At 74.2% G+C, this 15508-nt stretch carries 14 protein-coding genes and 1 riboswitch; of the genes, 10 read left to right on the top strand and 4 right to left on the bottom strand.

The features are described 5' to 3' along the window. The first annotated feature begins 15 nt into the window (after positions 1-15). The 6 genes from HDA31_RS21110 to HDA31_RS21085 all read left to right on the top strand — a co-directional run bounded on the left by HDA31_RS21110 (position 16) and on the right by HDA31_RS21085 (position 6878). Positions 16-1245, top strand: coding sequence for a winged helix-turn-helix domain-containing protein (locus HDA31_RS21110; protein WP_178063871.1), 1230 nt, complete (start codon positions 16-18; stop codon positions 1243-1245). Next, positions 1242-1808 carry a DUF2752 domain-containing protein gene (locus HDA31_RS21105; RefSeq protein WP_178063872.1) on the top strand — a complete coding sequence of 189 codons (567 nt, stop codon included), beginning with the start codon at positions 1242-1244 and terminating at the stop codon, positions 1806-1808. Before HDA31_RS21110 ends, HDA31_RS21105 begins: the two co-directional genes overlap by 4 nt. A 179-nt stretch (positions 1809-1987) precedes the next feature. Continuing rightward, positions 1988-2731, top strand: a complete 744-nt coding sequence (gene thyX, locus HDA31_RS21100; RefSeq protein ID WP_178067166.1) for an FAD-dependent thymidylate synthase — start codon at positions 1988-1990, stop codon at positions 2729-2731. A 46-nt stretch (positions 2732-2777) separates the two neighbouring features. Continuing rightward, the gene (dapA, locus tag HDA31_RS21095) at positions 2778-3701 is read left to right on the top strand and encodes a 4-hydroxy-tetrahydrodipicolinate synthase (protein WP_178063873.1); all 924 of its coding nucleotides are present in this window, start codon (positions 2778-2780) and stop codon (positions 3699-3701) included. Between the two features lie 57 nt (positions 3702-3758). Continuing rightward, positions 3759-5447 carry a ribonuclease J gene (locus tag HDA31_RS21090; RefSeq protein WP_074473902.1) on the top strand — a complete coding sequence of 563 codons (1689 nt, stop codon included), beginning with the start codon at positions 3759-3761 and terminating at the stop codon, positions 5445-5447. A 219-nt stretch (positions 5448-5666) separates the two neighbouring features. Beyond that, positions 5667-6878 (top strand): S1 family peptidase, encoded by a 1212-nt coding sequence (locus tag HDA31_RS21085; RefSeq protein ID WP_178063874.1) that lies wholly within the window; start codon positions 5667-5669, stop codon positions 6876-6878. 47 nt (positions 6879-6925) lie between these two features. Here HDA31_RS21085 and HDA31_RS21080 read toward each other — a convergent pair whose 3' ends face one another. Both HDA31_RS21080 and HDA31_RS21075 read right to left on the bottom strand, forming a co-directional pair. Then, positions 6926-8788, bottom strand: a complete 1863-nt coding sequence (locus tag HDA31_RS21080) for a type III secretion system chaperone family protein (protein ID WP_246384491.1) — start codon at positions 8786-8788, stop codon at positions 6926-6928. Next, positions 8785-9264 (bottom strand): type III secretion system chaperone family protein, encoded by a 480-nt coding sequence (locus tag HDA31_RS21075; RefSeq protein ID WP_074473905.1) that lies wholly within the window; start codon positions 9262-9264, stop codon positions 8785-8787. Before HDA31_RS21075 ends, HDA31_RS21080 begins: the two co-directional genes overlap by 4 nt. A gap of 113 nt (positions 9265-9377) precedes the next feature. Here HDA31_RS21075 and HDA31_RS21070 point away from each other — a divergent pair, with 113 nt between their 5' ends. The 3 genes from HDA31_RS21070 to HDA31_RS21060 all read left to right on the top strand — a co-directional run bounded on the left by HDA31_RS21070 (position 9378) and on the right by HDA31_RS21060 (position 13547). Next, entirely contained in the window at positions 9378-11846 is a 2469-nt protein-coding gene (locus tag HDA31_RS21070; protein WP_178063875.1) for an FtsK/SpoIIIE family DNA translocase, read from the top strand. A 234-nt stretch (positions 11847-12080) separates the two neighbouring features. Further along, positions 12081-12686 carry a hypothetical protein gene (locus HDA31_RS21065; RefSeq protein ID WP_178063876.1) on the top strand — a complete coding sequence of 202 codons (606 nt, stop codon included), beginning with the start codon at positions 12081-12083 and terminating at the stop codon, positions 12684-12686. 15 nt (positions 12687-12701) lie between these two features. Continuing rightward, positions 12702-13547: a transporter substrate-binding domain-containing protein gene (locus tag HDA31_RS21060; protein ID WP_178063877.1), complete on the top strand. Its 846-nt coding sequence runs from the start codon at positions 12702-12704 to the stop codon at positions 13545-13547. A 114-nt stretch (positions 13548-13661) separates the two neighbouring features. Here the strand turns inward: HDA31_RS21060 and HDA31_RS21055 are convergent, their stop codons facing one another. Beyond that, entirely contained in the window at positions 13662-13907 is a 246-nt protein-coding gene (locus tag HDA31_RS21055; protein ID WP_043962438.1) for a hypothetical protein, read from the bottom strand. A 110-nt stretch (positions 13908-14017) separates the two neighbouring features. Next, on the bottom strand, positions 14018-14332 hold the full coding sequence (locus tag HDA31_RS21050) for a DMT family transporter (RefSeq protein ID WP_074473909.1): 315 nt from the start codon (positions 14330-14332) through the stop codon (positions 14018-14020). Positions 14333-14397: 65 nt separating this feature from the next. Continuing rightward, positions 14398-14462: riboswitch (guanidine-III (ykkC-III) riboswitch) on the bottom strand. A 92-nt stretch (positions 14463-14554) separates the two neighbouring features. On the opposite strand from HDA31_RS21050, the gene HDA31_RS21045 reads away from it, so the two are divergent. Further along, positions 14555-15478, top strand: coding sequence for an ornithine cyclodeaminase family protein (locus HDA31_RS21045; protein ID WP_178063878.1), 924 nt, complete (start codon positions 14555-14557; stop codon positions 15476-15478). Positions 15479-15508 lie beyond the last annotated feature (30 nt).

Raw genomic sequence — 15508 nt, 5'->3', positions numbered from 1 at the left:
TTAGGGTGCCCGACGATGACCGCACCGGAATCGCTCTCGCTCGCCCAGGCCCGCCGGGTCGCCCTGGCCGCCCAGGGCTTCGCCGACCCGCCGCCGGCCGGCGTGCCCACCCGCCGGCACCTGCGCCGGGTGCTCGACCGGGTCGGGCTGATCCAGATGGACTCGGTCAACGTGCTGCAACGCGCGCACTACCTGCCGCTCTACAGCCGGCTCGGGCCCTACCCGACGACCCTGCTCGACGCCGCCGCCTACCGCCGCCCCCGCGAGCTGTTCGAATACTGGGGGCACGAGGCGTCGCTGGTCCCGGTCGGGCTGCACCCGGCGCTGCGCTGGCGGATGGCCAAGGCGCGCGACGAGGCGTGGGGCGGGATGCGCCGCATCGCGCAGGAGCAGCCCGAGCTGGTGGCGTGGGTGCGCGACGAGGTGGCCGCCCGGGGCCCGCTGACGGCCGCCGAGATCGAGCACGACGCGCCCCGGGAAACCGGCAACTGGGGCTGGAACTGGTCGACCGTGAAGCGGGCGCTGGAGTTCCTCTTCTGGGCCGGCGAGGTCACCGCCGCCGACCGTACCCCGTCGTTCGCCCGCCGCTACGACCTGCCCGAGCGGGTGCTGCCGGCCGCCGTGCTGGACGCGCCCACCCCGACCGACGCCGAGGCGCACCGCGCCCTGGTCGCGATCGCCGCCCGCGCGCTCGGCGTGGCCGCCGAGCCGGAGCTGCGCGACTACTTCCGGCTGCCCGTCGCCGGGGCCCGGCGGGCGGTCGCCGAGCTGGTCGAGGCCGGCGAGCTGACCCCGGTTTCCGTGCAGGGCTGGCGGCACCCGGCCTACCTGCACGCCGCCGCCCGGCTGCCCCGCTGGGTGCGGGGCAACACCCTGGTCAGCCCGTTCGACCCGCTGGTGTGGGAGCGGGGGCGCACCGAGCGGCTCTTCGACTTCGCCTACCGCATCGAGATCTACGTCCCGGCCCCGCAGCGGGTCCACGGCTACTACGTGCTGCCGTTCCTCCAGGGGGAGCGGTTCACCGCCCGGGTCGACCTGAAGGCCGACCGCCGGGCCGGCGTGCTGCTGGTGCCGGCCGCCTGGGCCGAGCCGGGCGTCGATGCGGGGGAGACGGCGGTGGCCCTGGCCGCCGAGCTGCACCGGCTGGCCGGCTGGCTGGGGCTGGACGCGGTCGCCCCGCCCGCCGCCGGTGACCTCGCCGTCGGGCTGACCGCCGCGTTGCGGAGCGTGGCCGGTGTACCGTGAGCGGCGTGACGAGCGTCGACGGCCCGGCGGCCCCGCACCCACACCCGCACCCTGACGCGCAGGCCCCCGCGCCCGCGCCGGGGGAGTGGCCGCCGGGGGCGTACCCGGTGGCGGAGCCCGACCGGCTGACCCGCCTCGTGATGCGGGTGCACGCCCGGTCGCCGCGCTGGGCGGCGCCCCTGGCCGCGCTCGGCTGCGTCGGCCTCGGCATGGCGTACGCGCTGCTCAGCGACCCGACCCGGGCCGAGCCCGACGCCGCACCCAGCTGCCTGCTGAAGCTCACCACCGGGCTGGACTGTCCGGGCTGCGGCGGCACCCGCGCGCTGTGGTACGTGCTGCACGGCGACCTGCCGGCCGCCGCCCGGCACCACTTCCTCTTCGTCTTCGTGCTGCCCTTCCTGGCCTACCTCTTCGTCGCCTGGGCGGGCCGGCAGGCGTTCGGCTGGCGGCTGCCGCAGCCGCAGGTCAGCTCGAAGGTGATCGGCGGCTTCCTGGCCCTGTGGTTGGCCTTCTCGGTGGCCCGCAACCTGCCCTGGGCCCCCTTCACCTCCCTCTACGTCTGACCCGGCGCCGAGCCCGACCCCGGCCCTGATGTCGTGAACGACTCAGCTCCCTAGGCGGGAGACCGGTGGTCCCGGCCGGGGGAGCGACGCGCCCGCCCGGCGGGTGACCGCCGCTGCACCGGGCGCGCCCGACTTGGGCGACCGGCCGGCGGACCACTACAGTCCCTGGCATGCCGGAGATGGTGCAGCCCCAGGTCAAGCTCGTCGCGTGGACCCAGTTCCAGGCCCCGGACGACGTGCCGTGGTCCACCGACGCCGAGGGCGGCCAGGCGCTCGCCGAGTTCGCCGGCCGGGCCTGCTACCAGAGCTGGTCCAAGCCGAACCCGGCCACCGCCACCAACGCCGGCTACCTGGCGCACATCCTGGAGGTGGGGCACCTGTCGGTGCTGGAGCACGGCTCGGTGAGCTTCTACTTCACCGGGGTGTCCCGCTCGTTCACCCACGAGCTGATCCGGCACCGGCACTTCTCCTACTCCCAGCTCTCCCAGCGGTACGTCCCCGAGCGCGACGCCGCGATGGTCGAGCCGGCGGTGATCGCCGACGACCCGGAGCTGCACAAGCGGTTCGTCGAGGCCGCCGAGGCGAGCGTGCGGGCGTACACGGAGCTGCTGGAGGGCCTGGAGCAGCGCTTCTCCGCCGAGCCCAACCCGACGCTGCGCCGCAAGCAGGCCCGGCAGGCGGCCCGCGCGGTCCTGCCCAACGCCACCGAGACCCGGATCGTGGTCACCGGCAACTACCGGGCCTGGCGGCACTTCGTCGCGATGCGGGCCACCGAGCACGCCGACGTGGAGATCCGCGAGCTGGCCGTGGAGTGCCTGCGCGAGCTCCAGCGGGTCGCCCCGAACGTGTTCGCCGACTTCGTCATCTCCACGCTGCCCGACGGCACGGAGGTGGCGGCCAGCCCGCTCGCCGAGCTGTCCTGAACCCTTCCCCACCGGCCCGCCGGTGGTCGTCCGCTAGGTTGTGAGCATGACGCACGACCACCCTGTTGCCGCCGACCGGGCGGTGTCCCGCCCGTTCGGCCGAGTGCTCACGGCCATGGTGACCCCGTTCACCTCCGACGGTTCCCTGGACCTCGACGGCGCCGTACGCCTCGCGAACCACCTCGTCGACGAGCAGGGCAACGACGCGCTCGTGCTCAACGGCACCACCGGCGAGTCGCCCACCACCACCGACGCGGAGAAGGAACGCCTGATCCGGGCCGTGGTGGAGGCGATCGGCGACCGGGCCAGGGTGGTCGCCGGGGTCGGCACCAACGACACCCGGCACACCATCGAGCTGGCCGCGTCGGCCGAGAAGGCCGGCGCGCACGGCCTGCTGGTGGTGACCCCGTACTACAACAAGCCGCCGCAGAGCGGGCTGGTCCGGCACTTCACCGCCGTCGCGGACGCCACCGGGCTGCCGATCATGCTCTACGACATTCCGCACCGCTCCGGGGTGCCGATCGAGACCGAGACCCTGGTCCGGCTCGCCGAGCACGACCGCATCGTCGCGGTCAAGGACGCCAAGGGTGACCTCACCGCGACGTCGTGGGTGACCAGCCGCACCGACCTGGCCTTCTACAGCGGGGAGGACTCCCTCGTCCTGCCCGCGCTGGCGGTCGGCGGCGTCGGGGTCGTCGGCACCTCGACCCACTTCACCGGCGCGCTCACCCAGCGGATGATCGAGGCGTACGACGCGGGCGACCCCGGCACCGCGCTCGCCCTGCACCGGCGGCTGCTGCCCCTGTCCACCGGCATCTTCCGCACCCAGGGCACCATCCTGGTCAAGGCGGCCCTGGCGGCCCTGGGCCTGCCGGCCGGCCCGGTGCGGCCCCCGCTGGTGGACGCCACCCCCGACGAGATCGCCCAGCTGCGCGCGGACTGCGCGGCGGCGGGTCTGGAGCTCCCCTGACATGATCGAACGACACGACGGACGCCGGGCGACGGCGTCGCAGAATGAGGTGGACGCGTGACCGAGGCGCACAACGAGGGCGAACTGCCCCCGCCGCTGCCGGAGGGCGGCCTGCGGATCATCCCGCTCGGCGGGCTCGGCGCCATCGGTCGGAACATGACCGTCTTCGAGTACGACGGCAAGCTGCTCATCGTCGACTGCGGGGTGCTCTTCCCCGACGTCGAGCAACCGGGCGTGGACCTGATCCTGCCCGACTTCGGGCCGATCCTGGACCGGCTCGCCGACGTGCAGGCGATCGTGCTCACCCACGGCCACGAGGACCACATCGGCGCGGTGCCGTACCTGCTCGCCCACAAGCCGGACATTCCGCTGGTCGGCTCGCAGTTCACCCTCGCCCTGGTCGAGGCGAAGCTGGCCGAGCGGCGCATCCAGCCGTACACGCTGACCGTGCGGGAGGGCGGCCGGGAGCGGCTCGGCCCGTTCGAGTGCGAGTTCTTCGCCGTCAACCACTCGATCCCCGACGCGCTCGCGGTGGCCATCCGCACCCCCGCCGGTCTGGTGCTGCACACCGGCGACTTCAAGATGGACCAGCTTCCCCTGGATGGCCGGATCACCGACCTGGCCGGCTTCGCCCGGCTCGGCGCGGAGGGCGTCGACCTGCTGCTGTCGGACTCCACGAACGCGGAGATCCCCGGCTTCGTCACCCCGGAACGCGAGATCGGGCCGGTCCTCGACTCGATCTTCGCAAAGGCGAAGGGGCGGATCATCGTCGCCTCGTTCGCCTCGCACGTGCACCGGGTGCAGCAGGTCTTCGACTCGGCCGTCGAGCACGGCCGCAAGGTGGCGCTGATCGGCCGCTCGATGGTCCGCAACATGGGCATCGCCCGGGACCTGGGCCTGCTCAACATCCCCGCCGGCCTGGTGATCAGCATCGAGGAGGCCACGGCGCTGCCGCCGGAGCGGATCGTGCTGATGTCCACCGGCTCGCAGGGCGAGCCGATGAGCGCGCTCGGCCGGATGGCCAGCGGCGACCACCGGCACATCACCATCGCCCCCGGCGACACGGTCGTGCTGGCGTCCTCGCTGGTGCCCGGCAACGAGACCTCGGTCTACCGGGTGATCAACCGGCTGGCCCGGGCCGGCGCGGTCGTCGTGCACAAGGATGTGGCGAAGGTCCACGTCTCCGGCCACGCCCCCGCCGGTGAGCTGCTCTACCTGCTCAACGTGACCCGCCCGAGCAACCTGATGCCGGTGCACGGCGAGTGGCGGCACCTGCGGGCCCACGCCCGCCTCGGCATCGAGTCCGGGGTCGCCCCGGACCGGGTGGTGCTCTGCGAGGACGGCGACGTCGTCGACCTGGTCGAGGGCCGCGCCAGCCTCGTCGGCCACGTCAAGAGCCGGTACGTCTACGTCGACGGCCTCGCCGTGGGCGACGTCAGCGAGTCGCTGCTCACCGAGCGGCGGATCCTCGGCGACGGCGGGTTCATCGCCACCACCGTCGTGGTCGACTCGGTCACCGGCAAGGTCGTGGGCGGCCCCACCGTCTCGGCGAAGGGCTTCTCGGAGGACCCGGAGGCGTTCAACCCGGTCGTGCCGCTGGTCACCGAGGCGCTCAACCGGGCCGCCGCCGACGGCATCACCGACCCGCACCAGCTCCAGCAGATCGTCCGGCGCACCGTCGGCCGGTGGGTCAACGACAAGTACCGCCGCCGACCCATGATCGTCCCGACGGTCGTCGAGGTCTGACGCCCGCACCGCCGCGTTCGCGCGTACCGACGCCGACCCACCCCCGAGCGGTGGGCCGGCGTCGGCGTTTCTCCCGCCGGCCTGGGGTACGGACACCGACGCCGCACGGTTCAACGTCGACGGGAAAATTGTTCCGGGTCGATCGTTCAACCATCCGGCGGTCTGTCCCGTACTCCGTCGCGGCAGGCGTACCCGCGCCGGCCGGGAGGAGCGTGGCGGATGGACCGCAGACGGATGACAGCCATCGGCGTACTGGTGGTGGCGGCGGGAGCGGCGGCGGTCGTGGCCCTGCCGTCGTTCGCCGGGGAGGGCGCCGCGCCGCCGGCCGGGGACTCCGGGCGGGCCGCCGCCCCGGCGGGGGCGGACCAGAAGGTCGTGGACGCGATGAGCCGCGACCTGCGGCTCACCCGCGAGCAGGCCGTGCAGCGGCTCAAGACCGAGCGCTGGGCCGCCGGCACCGTCGACAGGCTCCGGACCGAGCTGGGCGAGGACTACGGCGGCGCCTGGCTGGGCGCCGACGGCCGTACCCTGACCGTCGCGGTCGCCGACCCCGGCCGGGCCGACGCCGTCCGCGCGGCCGGCGCGGTGCCGAAGCAGGTCGCCCGGGGCGTGGGGGAGCTGGACACCATGAAGACCCGGCTCGACCGGTCCGGCGGCGCGGTCGGCCGGGCCGTCACCGGCTGGTACGTCGACGCGCCCACCAACTCGGTCGTGGTGGTGGCGCGGTCGGGCCAGGAGGAGGCCGGTCGCCGGTTCGCGGCGGCCAGCGGGCTCCCGGCGTCGGCGGTGCGGGTGGTCGGCTCGACGCGGGCCCCCCGGCTGCTCGCCGACCTCGCCGGCGGCGACGCCTACCTCATCAACGGCAACTCCCGCTGCTCGGTCGGCTTCGCCGTGGTCGGCGGCTTCGTCACCGCCGGGCACTGCGGCCGGGCCGGCGACCGCACCACCGGGGTCGACGGCTCCCCGCAGGGCGTCTTCGCCGCGTCGTCCTTCCCCCGCGACGACTGGGGCGTCGTGCGGGTCACCGGCGACTTCCAGCCGCAGCCCGTGGTGAACGACTTCAACGGCGGCGCGGTGCCCGTCAACGGCTCCCAGGAGGCCCCGGTCGGCGCGTCGATCTGCCGCTCCGGCTCCACCACCGGGGCGTTCTGCGGAGTGATCCAGGCGAAGAACGCGACGGTCAACTACCCCGAGGGCACGGTCACCGGGCTGACCCAGACCAACGTCTGCGCCGAGCCGGGCGACTCCGGCGGGTCGTGGATCTCCGGTGACCAGGCGCAGGGGGTCACCTCGGGCGGGGCCGGCGACTGCACGGCCGGCGGGGTCACCTTCTTCCAGCCGGTCAACGAGATCCTCCGGGTCAACGGGCTGACCCTGGCCACCGCCGACGGCGGCAACACCCTCCAGGGCGGTCGCCGCGTGCGGCGCTGACCCCGCCCCGTGCGCCCTGACCGGCCCGGCGCGACCGCGCGGGCCGGTCAGGGCAGCGCCGCGACCGCCTCCGCGTACGCGACGCCGGTGGCGACGGCCGCAGTGACCAGCACGTCGAGCTGGGTGGGGGCGACGCCGTGGGCCAGGTCCGTGGACACGTCGCCGGCCAGCACCAGCTCCCCGCTGCCGTCGTCGTGCGCGTAGGCCTTCGGCAGCAGCCGGTCGTGGTTCCACACGTTGCAGAAGGCGTACGCCTCCGCGCGCCGCGCCGCCGGGAGGCGTCGGACGGCCAGCACCCGGGCGTGCAGGATGTCGCCCCGCTCGCCGGCCTGCCGGAACTCGATCACCGCCGGCCCCCAGCGCCCGACCACCGCCGGGCCGCGCAGCGTCCAGGCGTCGCCGCGCCGGTCCAGGGCCTCGGTGACCAGGGCGACGGTCAGCGCCCCCACCTCGTCCCCGGCCAGCCTGCGCCCGGCCTCCCGCCCCGCCGGCCCGCCGCCGCCCTCACCGTCAGGATCGCCGCCGGTCGCGTCGTCGGCGCCCCCACCGTCGGGGTCGCCGTCGTCGCCCTCACGGCCCGGGTCGCCGTCGTCGGGCGCGTCGTCGGCGGGCAGCGGCGTCACCGGACCGGCGACCGGCCGCTCGGCGAGCAGGGCCGCGATCCGGCCGGACTGGTGCCCGGTGCCGTTGCGGGCGTCGAAGCTGCCGGCGAGCCCCGTCGCCAGCTCGGCGAGCAGCCCGCCGAGGCGGGCCACGTCGATGTCGTCGGCCGCCCGACCGGCCCGACCGGCGGGGGCGGCGGGTCCGGGCATCCGCCGGTCGCCCCGCCCCGCCTCGGCGGCGAGGGCGCACAGCAGCGCCCCGGCGGCGGCGAACTCCATCGCGGCCAGGTCGTCGGACGGACGGTCCAGCCGGGGCAGCTGCTCGGCGAGGATGTCCAGCCCCCGGTCCAGGTGCCCGCCCAGCGCGCAGAACCGCAGGTGCGCGGCGAGCTGCCCGAACGCCGTCCGCTCCCGCCGGTGCCGCCGGTACGCCGTGACGTGCGCCCGGCCCGCCCGCTCCGGCTCGCCGGCGCGCAGCAGCGGCAGCAACGCCCCGGCCAGTGCCCGCTCCGGCTGGTCGGTGCAGTACGCCCCGCCGGGCCCGGCCGTCCCGTCTCCGGCGGTCCCGGCCCCGGCTGCCCCGTCCGCCCCGGCGGGGGTCGCCGCCGTCGGGCCGTCGACGACCGGGCGCAGCTCGGCCAGCGCCGCCGCCCAGTCGCCCCACCCGGCCAGCAGGTCGGCGCGGCGCGACGGGGCGCAGCCCGGACAGCCGGCGGCCGGGTCGGCGGGGGCGGTGCGCCAGCGGTCGTACCAGCGGCGGGCCTCCGGCTCGTCGCCGAGGTGGTCGGCGAGGCGGCAGCGCAGCTCGGCCACCAGGTCGGTCACCGCCGCGTCGCCGGCCCCACCCGGCGCGGGCCCGGTCCCATCCGTCGGCCCCGGCGTCTGCCGGGCCAGGTCCGTCGGCTCCGGCGCGAACCCGGCCACGTCCGTCGGCCCCGGCGCGAATCCGGCCAGGTCGTCCAGCGCCGCGCGGGTCTGGCCCAGCCCGACCCGGGGCGTGCCGAACGCGGCCTCGACCGCGAAGCGCTGGTAGCGGCGCAGCTCGGCGGCCCGCTCGGCGGTGGCGTCCGGCGACGCGGCGTCGAGCAGCTCCCGGCAGCGGCGGACCGGCTCGAACAGCCGCCACCGCTCGCCCCGCCGCAGATGCAGGTCCATCAGCGCGAACCGGGCGTCCACCCCGGTGGCCAGGTCGCCGGCCGCGTCGGCGGCCGAGGCGATCCGGTCCAGCTCGGCGGCGCGTTCCTCCCCGTCGGGCAGGTCCCCGGCGGCGGCCAGCCGGTCGGCCCACGGGCGCGGCTGCCCGGTCACGGCCGCGCCCCGCCCGCGAGCTGCCCGACGGCGGCGGCGAGCTGGCAGCCGGTCGAGATGCCACAGTCGAGCAACTGGTCGAGCTGGTGCGGGGTCACCCCGCGCTCCAGGTCGGCGATCACCTCGCCGCAGACCAGGGCCCGCCCGTCGTCGTCGACGTGCACGAACGCCTTGGGCCAGTAGCGGTCGTGGTTCCACGAGTTGCAGAAGGCGTGCAGGGTCGGCACGTACTCGATCGGGAAGGTCGGCGCGGCTACCGTGCGGACCTGGAGGATCTCGCCGGCCGCCCCCATCCGCAGGAACCAGACGAGCGCGTCCTCCCAGCGGCCGAGCAGCCGGCCTGCCGGATCCGCCGCGACCGCGTACCCCCGGCGACGCAGCACGGCCGCGATCAGCTCGTCGGTCAACGGCCGCAACGCCCCGGGATGCCCGGCCAGGGGGCCGTCCGGGTCGTCCTCGATCTCGGGCGACGCCATCGGGCATCCCTTCTGAGGCGAATAACACAACAGGCGGCGTCGCCCGTGCTGCGACGCGCGGACACGACCCGGAAAAGCGGCGATCCACCGGGTCCCGCCGTTACGGTGACTCTATGGCGGGCCGTACCTCTCAGGCGAGCCGGCGACGCGGCGCGTCGCCGCGTGGCACCACGAACAGTCGTGCCCGTCAGCCGGCGAAGAAGACCACCAAGGCGGCGCCTAGGCGGCGCCCCGCCGCGCGGCAGGGCCCGGCCGTCCACGTCGGCCGGGCGATCGGCACGGTGTGGATGGGGCTCGCGCACGGCGTCGGCTGGGCGGTGCGGGCCGCCGGCCGGCAGGCCGCCTCCGCCCGCGACCTCGACCCGGAGCACCGCCGCGACGGCGCGGGCCTGCTGTTGCTCGGCCTCTCCCTGCTCAGCGCGGTGGCCATCTGGTTCTCCGGGGCCGGCCCGGTCGGTGCCCGGCTCGCCGACACCGTGCGGCTCTTCCTCGGCGCGATCTCGATCGTCGTGCCGGTGCTGCTGTCGATCGGGGCGTGGCGGCTGATGCGTACGCCGGGCGACCCGGAGCACCGGGGGCGGGGCCTGGTCGGCTGGGGGTCCATGCTGGTCGCCACCGCCGCGATGCTGCACATCGGACAGAACCCGGTGGACCCGGTCCAGCGCGACTACGCGGGCGGCCTGATCGGCGCGGGCGTCGGCGACGTGCTGGAGACCGCCGTGACGGCCTGGGTCGCCGTGCCGCTGCTGCTCCTGCTGCTCGTCTTCGGCCTGCTGGTGGTCACCGCCACGCCGATCAACAAGATCCCGGAGCGGCTCGGGTTGCTCGCCGGCGCGGTGGTCGGCCCGCCGCCGGCCGCCGACGAGGCCGAGGCGGAGCCCGCCGAGAAGAAGCCGGCCCGCCGCCGCCCGGCCAAGCGCGCCGCGCCGCCGCTGCCGGACCCGGACGACTTCGACGGGGAGGCGTACGAGGGCGCGGACCTCCAGGAGACCGTGGTGCTGCCCCGCAAGGCCCCGGCGAAGGTGCCCGCCACCCGCAAGCCGGTCGAGCCGCCGGAGCACTCGCCGCCGCCCACCCGGGCCGAGCAGCTCGCGCTCACCGGCCTGGCCGGCGACTACACGCTGCCCCCGGCCAACCTGCTCAGCGGCGGGGCCGCGCCGAAGACCCGCAGCAAGGCCAACGACGAGGTGATCGCCGCGCTCACCGGCGTGTTCGACCAGTTCGGCGTCGACGCCGAGGTCACCGGCTTCACCCGGGGCCCGACGGTCACCCGGTACGAGGTGGAGCTGGGCCCGGGCGTGAAGGTCGAGCGGATCACCCAGCTCTCCCGCAACATCGCGTACGCGGTGAAGTCCCCGGACGTGCGCATCCTCAGCCCGATCCCGGGCAAGAGCGCGGTCGGTGTGGAGATCCCGAACACCGACCCGGAGAACGTGGCGCTCGGCGACGTGCTGCGCTCCCGCGCCGCCACCAGCGACCACCACCCGATGGTGGTGGCGCTCGGCAAGGACATCGAGGGCGGCTTCGTGGTGGCCAACCTCGCGAAGATGCCCCACATCCTCATCGCGGGCGCAACCGGAGCCGGGAAGTCGAGCTGCCTGAATACCCTGCTGGTGTCCATCCTCACCCGGGCCACCCCGGACGAGGTGCGGCTGCTGCTGATCGACCCGAAGCGCGTCGAGATGACCGGCTACGAGGGCATCCCGCACCTGGTCACCCCGATCGTGACCAACGCGAAGAAGGCGGCCGACTCGCTGGAGTGGGTCGTCCGCGAGATGGACATGCGCTACGACGACCTCGCCGCGAACGGGGTCCGGCACATCGACGACTTCAACCGCAAGGTGCGCACGGGGGAGATCAAGGCCCCGCCGGGCAGCGAGCGGGAGATACGGCCGTACCCGTACCTGCTGGTGATCGTGGACGAGCTGGCCGACCTGATGATGGTCGCGCCGCGCGACGTGGAGGACTCGGTCGTGCGGATCACGCAGCTCGCCCGGGCCGCCGGCATCCACCTGGTGCTGGCCACCCAGCGGCCGAGCGTGGACGTGGTCACCGGCCTGATCAAGGCCAACGTGCCGTCCCGGCTGGCCTTCGCCACCTCGTCGCTGGCCGACTCGCGGGTCATCCTCGACCAGCCGGGCGCGGAGAAGCTGCTGGGGCGTGGCGACGGCCTCTTCCTGCCGATGGGCGCGTCGAAGCCGATCCGCATCCAGGGGGCCTGGGTCACCGAGCGCGAGATCGCCGACGTGGTGAAGTTCTGCAAGGACCAGCGGGAGCCGGAGTTCCGCCCGGACGTGCTGGCCCCGGCGCAGGACAGCAAGAAGAAGATCGACGAGGAGATCGGCGACGACCTGGACCTGCTGGTGCAGGCGGTCGAGCTGGTGGTCACCTCGCAGTTCGGCTCGACGTCGATGCTCCAGCGCAAGCTGCGGGTGGGCTTCGCCAAGGCCGGCCGTCTGATGGACCTGATGGAGACCCGGGGCGTGGTCGGCCCGTCCGAGGGTTCCAAGGCCCGCGACGTGCTGGTCAAGCCGGACGAGCTGGAAGAGGTCCTCGCCGGCCTCGGCGGCGCGGACAACTGACCAGCCCTCCCGGCTGATCACCGGGGCTGTCGCGATCGATGTGTGGGGATGGTGGCCGTCGGTAATCCGACGCATTGCGGTCCCTGCGCAACCTCCCATCCCTGGGAGCCGTGCCCATAGAGTGGCAGGCGACCGTGCCAAGGGTGAGGGGGATTCGTGCCGCAGGCAGCATCTCCTCGCAGTTCAGGATCGAATCACTCATGGTGGTCCCGCCCCGGGGCTCTGCTTCTCACGGTGGGGCTCGTGGTGGCGGGCACGGTCTACCTTCTCGCTTTGGGCACGAAGGGCAACGAGATTGCCCAGGTGCTGAGCCTGACGGTGGCGGTGGCGACCCTTCTGGTCACCCTCTACGAAAAGGTCCGGCATCCCCACGAGGTCCGCCGTCCGTTCTCCGTTCGACGGCGGCGATCGTGGGCCGCCGCCCTCATCGTGGCCGTGTCCGTCTGCGTGGGCACCGTGGCCGTGTGGCGTCTGACCGGGCGCAACAACCTCAACGTCACGGTCGACATGGCCTCGGTCGCGCCCGCCGGCACCTTCGGGCCCGGCGCCGAGCTGACCCTGCTGGTGCCGGGGGCTCCACCCCAGCGCCGACGGCTGGCGCTGACGGTCGCCGTCGAGAACACCGGGGAGACCGGGAACTGCGCGGGGCCGGCGATGCTGACGTTGCAGCCGACCATCGACGGGGTGGCTGGAGCAGTGGTGCGGGCTCGGTCCGGGAAGGAAGCAGTGCTGTCGCTGCGCGGTGCCACGAGGCATGTGGACGTGAGGATCGGTGTCGAGCGAGACGATCCTGAGTGTTCCTACCGGCTGGACGTGCAGCAGGCCATCCTCTTCAACTAGTCCAGGGAGCCGCATATGGCGGTGTGCCGCAAGTGGTCATGGACCGTCGGGCTGGCGTTCGCGGCGTTCCTTTCCGGCTGTCCCGCTCCGGACCCGAGTCCGACGCCAGCGCCGGTCGTGCGATCGGGCGCCGCGACGGTCAAGTCTATCGGGGTGGACGGCGATCAACCCGGCCTCAGCATGGTGACCGGTGTAGGAAAGTTCAACGGCTTCGACGCCGAGTTCGCGCAGTGGCTCATCAACCGGAACAAGTGGAACGCGCGCCCGTTCGTGGTGCCTTCGCGGGATCGCGAGGCGGTGATCCAGGAGGACCCAGCGGGGGAAACGATCGTCATCTCCAGTTACTCGATCACCGACGAGCGCCGCAAGCTGGTAGGGATGGCGGGCCCCTATCTCAGGACCCGGCAGGGAGTGTTGGTGCGGGCAGGGGAGAACCGGGTCGGTTCAACGAACGATCTGCAGGAGCTGACCGTCTGCACGGTGACGGGCACCACCTCGGAGAAACAACTGCGGGAGCAGGGCATCACGAGGCTCACGCTGGTCGACGGTTTCGGGGAATGCGTCGAACTGCTCAAGTCCCGCCAGGTGGATGCCGTCTCCACGGATCTGCTGATTCTGTACGGCTTTGCCAAGGTCGAGAATGGTGCCGTCGAGGTCGTGCCCAAGTTGTCTTTCGGCAACTTCGAAGAGTATGGCATCGGTTTCAGACGTGGCGACATGGCGATGTGTGAGCGGCTCACTCAGTCGATCAAGGATTTCATCGACAGCGGAACCTGGCGTACGTACTACCGGAACCACGACTTTCCGCCGGAGCTCGAGGACGACAGTCGTCCTGATCCCAACAACCTCGACCCCTGCTGAACACCCGTCCTGGCGGGGAGTTGGCGATGATCCGGCCAGGCGGGTCGCCGGCCGACTGCCACACGGCGAGGGCCCGCCGGGATCCGGCGGGCCCTGCGGTCGCGGGTGGGGTGCTCAGGCGTTCAGGATCACCGCGCTGAGGATCATGCCGAGCACGGCGCCGGCCACGCTTGCGGCGGCGGCGTACCAGCCGAGCGGCTTGTCGCCGAGGACCGCGCCGACCACGCCGAGGATCACGCCGAGCAGGCCGAAGATCACCGGCGACACGAAGACGGCGAGGGCGGCGAAGACGAACGCGACGATGGTGCAGATCCGGGCGGCGTTGGTGCGCGGGCGGGTGGTGGCGTGGGTGTCGGCCATGACGTCCTCCGTGGTGAGCCTCGTTCTACCGTCGACCGGATCACTACCCACCGGTGCCGAAAACTACGCATGCCGGTCGGTCAGGGGAAGGCCGGTCAGCGGGGGACCGGTCAGTGGAAGACCTTGAGGCCGACCACCCCGGCGACGACCAGCAGCAGGCAGACGATGCGGGGCAGGCTCGCGGACTCGTGCAGCGCCAGCATGCCGACCAGCGCGGTGCCGACCGCACCGATGCCCACCCAGACCGCGTAGCCGGTGCCGACGGGGATCTCGCGCAGCGCGTACGCCAGCCCGGCCATGCTGAGCACCAGCGTGACCGCGAACACGACCGACGGCACGAGCCGGCTGAAGCCGGCGCTGCGGTCGAGGGCGACCGCCCACGCGGTCTCGAGGAGTCCGGAGATCACCAACACGATCCAGGCCATGCCGCAACACCTCTGCTTCGGTGCCCGGGCCTGCGGTGCCGGGGCGAGTGGGGTCGGTTGTCACAGGTGCGGCGTCTTGGCCTGACCGGGTACGCCCACCACTCGTCCGGGGCGGCCCTGGGGCCGCCGCGACCGACGGTAGCACCGGCCGGGGCGGCGGCGGGGTGAGCCGGGCCACCACCGGTTGACGTAAACCTGACTTCAAGTTGCAGTATTCGGGTCATGCCGTTGCTCTTCGCCGACCCCGACGTCGCCGCCGCGCTGGACGCCCCCACCACGGTGGCCGCGATGCGCGAGGCCCTGCTCGCCGCGCACGCCGGCCGCCTGGTGGCCCCGCCCCGGGCCGCCGCGGCGCTGGGCGGGGGACGGATGGTGCTCACCGCCGGGCACCTCACCGGCGAGTGGTACGGCTTCCGCTCGTACGACACGTTCGGGCACCCGCAGGGCGAACAGGTGGTCGTGCTGCACGACGGGCGCACCGGGGCGGTGCGGGCGGTCGCGGTCGGGGACGAGCTGGGCTCCCGGCGCACCGGAGGGCTCGGCGGGGTCGCCGTGGACGCCCTGGCCCGGCCGGACGCCGCCACGCTGGGCGTGGTCGGCTCGGGCACGCAGGCGTGGACCCAGGTGTGGGCCGCCGCCGCGGTGCGCCCGCTGCGCGAGGTCACCGTGCACAGCCGCTCGGCCGCCCGGCGGGAGGCGTTCGCCGCCCGCGTCCGCGCCGAGCTGGGCGTGCCGGCGCGGGCGGTCGACTCGGCGCGGGCCGCCGTGCGGGAGCGCGACGTCGTGGTGCTCGCCACCACCGCCGTCGCCCCCGTGCTCGACGCCGCCGACCTGGCCCCCGGCACCCACGTCAACACGGTCGGCTTCAAGCAGGCCGACCGGCACGAGTTCGGCACCGACCTGCTCGACGCCGCCGATCTGCTGGTCACCGACTCGCCGGCGCAGGCGGCCGCGTACGACCCGCCGATGCTGGCGACGCTGCCCGCGTACGCCGGGCGGTTGGGTGACCTGGGCGCGGTGCTGGCCGGCGAGGCTCGCGGCCGGACCGGCGCGGACCAGGTGTCGGTCTTCTGCTCGACCGGCCTGGCCGGCACGGAGGTCTTCCTGCTCGACCGGCTGGTCCGGGTCGGCGCGGCGACGGCCTGAGCCGGCCCCGGCCGGCGGGCGGCGGCCGGG

Source organism: Micromonospora carbonacea (assembly GCF_014205165.1).
GTDB classification, from domain to species: Bacteria; Actinomycetota; Actinomycetes; order Mycobacteriales; family Micromonosporaceae; genus Micromonospora; species Micromonospora carbonacea.
Note: the sequence above shows the minus strand (reverse complement) of the source record. Positions and strands in the feature narration are given on the sequence as shown.